This is a genomic window from Phycicoccus sp. (genome assembly GCF_035325325.1).
GTDB lineage: Bacteria > Actinomycetota > Actinomycetes > Actinomycetales > Dermatophilaceae > Phycicoccus.
The window spans coordinates 332,583-336,997 of record NZ_DAOLAC010000001.1 but is presented as its reverse complement, the minus strand read 5'-3'; the positions used below and the strand labels follow the sequence as shown (position 1 = coordinate 336,997).

Annotated in this window: 5 protein-coding genes; 4 read left to right on the top strand and 1 reads right to left on the bottom strand. The window is 75.4% G+C overall.

Going from position 1 to position 4,415, the window contains the following annotated elements; translation table 11 throughout:
- Positions 1–220: acyl-CoA carboxylase epsilon subunit (locus tag PKA89_RS01565; protein WP_324415895.1), on the top strand; the 220-nt coding region annotated here is incomplete at its 5' end.
- A 99-nt stretch (positions 221–319) separates the two neighbouring features.
- Here the strand turns inward: PKA89_RS01565 and PKA89_RS01560 are convergent.
- Positions 320–976: an MOSC domain-containing protein gene (locus tag PKA89_RS01560; RefSeq protein WP_324415893.1), complete on the bottom strand. Its 657-nt coding sequence runs from the start codon at positions 974–976 to the stop codon at positions 320–322.
- A gap of 70 nt (positions 977–1,046) precedes the next feature.
- Between PKA89_RS01560 and PKA89_RS01555 the strand changes: the two genes are divergently transcribed.
- From PKA89_RS01555 to PKA89_RS01545, 3 genes are all read left to right on the top strand, one after another.
- A complete protein-coding gene (locus PKA89_RS01555) occupies positions 1,047–2,735 on the top strand; it encodes a DUF885 domain-containing protein (RefSeq protein ID WP_324415891.1) in 1,689 nt (562 codons plus the stop codon).
- A gap of 161 nt (positions 2,736–2,896) precedes the next feature.
- Complete coding sequence (locus PKA89_RS01550; protein ID WP_324415889.1) at positions 2,897–3,502, top strand: TetR family transcriptional regulator; 606 nt, start codon at positions 2,897–2,899, stop codon at positions 3,500–3,502.
- 61 nt (positions 3,503–3,563) lie between these two features.
- Positions 3,564–4,415: cation:proton antiporter (locus PKA89_RS01545; RefSeq protein WP_324415887.1), on the top strand; the 852-nt coding region annotated here is incomplete at its 3' end.

The following is a 4,415-nucleotide window of genomic DNA, read 5'->3' as shown; positions in this document are numbered from 1 at the left end:
TGACATGACCGACGACACCCAGCCCCAGCCGGTCGTCCGCGTCCTCGGCCCCGCGACGCCCGAGGACGTCGCGGCGGTCGTCGCTGTCCTCGCGGCGGCCGGCGGCGCCGACGACCGGCCGCCGTCCGGGCGCACCTCGACCTGGGCCGCGCACGACGTCGCGATGCGGCGTCCGGTCGGCCACGGCCCCGGGGCCTGGCAGGCCACCTACCGCCGCTGACCGCCCGCTTCCTCCCGACTCATTGCGAGAAACCCACCCGGGAGGGGCCCGAAGAGCCCCCTCGAGGTGGGTGATCCGCAATATGTCGAGTGCGGGGGCTCAGCCCCGGGTGGCGACGCGCTCGAGCTCAGCGCGCTCCCTGCCCTCGAAGGCCCCGGAGTCCAGCGCCGTCCGCGCGGCGGCGACGTCGCCGAACCACGCCGCGAGGACGACCGGCACGACGAGGCCGTGCGCGGGCCGGTGGACGACCTCGACCCGGTCGCCCGGCCGGATGGTCCCCGGCTCGACCACCGCGAGGTAGGCGCCGGAGCGCCCGTGGGCGACGAACCGCTTGACCCAGGCCCGCTCGCCCATCCACGCGGCGAAGTTCGCGCAGGGGACGCGCGGGCCGGTGACCTCGAGCAGCGTCTCCCCCACCCGCCAGCGCTCCCCGACGAGCGCGGCGTCGACCTCGAGGCCCTCGGTCGTGAGGTTCTCCCCGAAGCAGCCGTCGGCCAGCTCGCGCCCGAGCTCGCCCGACCAGAAGTCCAGCTCCTCGCGGGCGACGGCGTAGAGCGCCTGCCGGGATCCCCCGTGGTGGCGGCCGTTGAGGACGTCGTCGCCGACCACGCCGCTGCCGAGCCCGGTGCCCTTCGGGCCGGGGTCGCGGACCTCGACGGCGTCGACCGGCCGCTTGTCGATGCCGGTCCGCCGTCCCTTGACGCCGATGCCCGTCCGCCCCGCCCCGACGTTGACCGACCGCACCCGTGCACCCATCCCCCGAGGGTAGACATCCCGCCCGGGAATCCGGAGGAGCGCGACGCCGCCCTCGGGTAGCGTCCGCCGGGTGAGCGACCCCACGACCACCCGCCAGCCGACCGCCGTCGACGCCGTCGCCGACGCCCACTTCGACGCCGCCGTCGCCCTCAGCCCCATCGAGGCCACCTACCTCGGGGTGCCGGGCCACGACGCCGAGCTCGACGACCTCTCCCCGGAGGGCTACGCGCGGCACGCGCAGCTGGCCCGGGACACCCTCGCCCGCCTCGACGAGGTGGCCCCGGTCGACGACGTCGACCGGGTCACGGTCGCCGCGATGCGCGAACGCCTCGGGCTCGTCGTCGAGACCCACGAGGCCGGGTTCGACCGGATGGAGCTCAACGTCCTCGCCTCCCCGCTGCAGGGCTGCCGCGACGTCATCGACCTCATGCCGACCGCCACCGACGAGGACTGGGCGACGATCGCGGCCCGGCTCGGTGAGGTGCCGCGCGCGCTCGAGCAGTACACGGCCACGCTGCGCGAGTCCGCCGACCGCGGGCTCGTGACGCCCCGGCGCCAGGTCGAGTCGTGCATCCGGCAGTGCGCCGACCTCACGGCCGCCGACGGCTACTTCGCGACCTTCCTCGAGGGCGCCCGCGCCGGCGACCAGCCGCTCGGCGACGCCGTCGCGGCCGACCTGCGCCGCGGCGTCGAGGCCGCCGCGAGCGCCTACCGCCGCATCGGGGAGGACCTCGCGACGCACCTCCTCGACCGGGCGCCCGTCTCCGACGCCGCCGGCCGCGAGCGCTACCAGCTCGCCTCCCGGCTCTTCCTCGGCGCGACCGTCGACCTCGAGGAGACTTACGCCTGGGGCCAGGAGGAGCTCGCCCGGATCTCCGCCGAGATGGAGCGCACCGCGCAGCGGATCGTCCCCGGGGGGAGCCTCGCCGACGCCGTGGCGCACCTCGAGCACGACGAGGCCTTCCTCCTGCACGGCACCGACGCCCTGCGCGAGTGGATGCAGGTGCGTGCCGACGAGGCGATCGCCGAGCTCGCCGACACCCACTTCGACATCCCCGAACCGGTACGCACCATCGAGTGCCGCATCGCGCCGACCCAGACCGGCGGCATCTACTACACGGGTCCGAGCGACGACTTCAGCCGCCCGGGCCGGATGTGGTGGTCGGTTCCGAAGGGCGTCACGGAGTTCGGGACGTGGAAGGAGCTGACGACCGTCTACCACGAGGGCGTCCCCGGCCACCACCTCCAGGTCGCGCAGACGATCTACCGCCGGGACACCCTCAACCGGTGGCGCCGGATGATGTGCTGGGTGAGCGGTCACGGTGAGGGCTGGGCCCTCTACGCGGAGCGGTTGATGGCCGAGCTCGGCTACCTCGACGACCCCGGTGCCCACCTCGGGATGCTCGACGCGCAGTCGCTCCGGGCGGCGCGGGTCGTCATCGACATCGGTGTGCACTGCGGGTTCGAGGCCCCCTCCGAGGTCGGCGGCGGCGCGTGGACCTACGACAAGGCCTGGGAGCTGCTGACCCGGCACGCGAGCAACGACGAGTCGACCCTGCGGTTCGAGCTGGACCGCTACCTCGGCTGGCCGGGCCAGGCCCCGAGCTACAAGGTCGGCGAGCGCCTCTGGATGCAGATGCGCGACGAGGTCGCGGCGCGCGAGGGCGACGCGTTCTCGCTCAAGGACTTCCACCGCCGCGCGCTCGACGTCGGCTCGGTCGGCCTCGACGTGCTCCGGGAGGCCGTCCTCGGGACCTGATCCGGCGCACGGCGACGCCGGTGATCCGCTCGTCACGGGTCGGCGCCGGGCCCCTCCGCATCCCCTACGCTGGTCGTGGACAGGGGTTGGGCCGGGTTGCCGGGCCCGGGACTCCGCTCCGTCCCGAGCCGTGGCCTCCCGGGGCCACGGATGGAGGACCTGTGCCGCGAACACGAGGACGACGCCCCGCGGGGAGCAACACGCGGGAGGCGATCGTCGCCGCGGCCAAGCACCAGTTCGGCGAGCACGGGTACCCACGCACGACGCTGCGCGGCATCGCGCGGGAGGCGGGCGTCGACACCCGCCTGGTCACCCACTACTTCGGGTCCAAGCAGAACCTCTTCGTGACCGTCGTCGACTTCCCCTTCGACCCCGTGGCGCTGGCCGACGCGGTCCTCTCCGAGGGCAGCGGCCGCGCGGGCTACCGGCTGGCCGAGCTGACCATCCGGATCCTCGAGGACCCCGGGACCCGGCAGACGATGACCGGGCTGGTCCGGGCCGCGGCGTCCGAGGACGAGGCCGCCGGGCTCGTCCGGCGCATCCTCACCGAGCGGATGCTCACGCCGCTCGCCGAGCTCCTCGGGCCGGACCACCCCGAGCTGCGGGCCGCCCTCATCGGCACCCAGCTGAGCGGCTACGTCTTCACCCGCTACGTCCTCGGCCTGCCCGGCATCGCCGAGGCCGACCCCACCGAGCTCGCGAGCGCCGTCGGCCCGGTCATGCAGCACTACCTCACCGGCCCGCTCGGGGAGCCCGTCCCCGGCTGACGCCGGACCACCGCGCGGACACCTCGCACCGATCCGGCGGGCGACGGGTGAGAATCATCCGGTGGAGCCCGCCGTGCTCGTCGTCGCCATCGTCCTCGTCGTCATCGTCGTCAGCCGGCTCGCCGGTCCGCGCGGCGTGCCGGTCCCCCTCGCGCTGCTCGTCGTCGGGGCGGTGCTGTCGGCGGTCCCCGGCGTCCCGGAGATCCGGCTCTCGCCCGAGGTCGTGCTCCTCGGCCTGCTGCCCCCGCTGCTCTACGCGGCCGCCCTGTCGAGCTCGCTCGTCGACATCCGCACGTACCGCTCGAAGATCCTCAGCCTCTCGGTCGGGCTCGTGCTCTTCACCGCGCTCGGGGTCGCCCTCGTCGCCTGGGCGCTGCTGCCCGGCGTGTCGTTCGCCCTCGCCCTCGCCCTGGGGGCGATCGTCGCCCCGCCGGACGCCGTCGCCGCCACGGCGGTCGCGCGGCGGATCGGCCTGCCCCGCAAGATCACGACGATCCTCGAGGGCGAGTCGCTGCTCAACGACGCGACCGCCCTCGTCACGCTGCGCACGGCGCTGGCCGCCGCGGGGCTCGCGGCCCACGGCACCGGCGAGGTGAGCCGGGTGACCCTCGGGTCGGTCGCCCTCGACCTGCTCGTCGCGGCGCTCGGCGGGGTGGCCATCGGCGTCGTCGCCTACCTCGTCGTCGGCTGGCTGCGCCGGCGGCTCACCGAGGTGCCGGCGGACACCGCGCTGTCGTTCATCGCCCCGTTCGTCGCGTACGCGCCGGCCGAGGCGGTCGGGGCCTCGGGCGTGCTCGCGGTCGTCACGGCGGGGGCGGTGGCCCCCCTCCCGGCCCCCGGCCCGGCCGTCGCCCCCCCCCGGCCCGCGGGGGGCCGACAACTGGGGAGGGGCCCCCCCCTTCCCCCGCAAACC

Bases quoted from the DNA above. Each gene is read 5' to 3' on its own strand.
- PKA89_RS01560 (WP_324415893.1), bottom strand. From the start codon at position 976: ATGGGTGCACGGGTGCGGTCGGTCAACGTCGGGGCGGGGCGGACGGGC.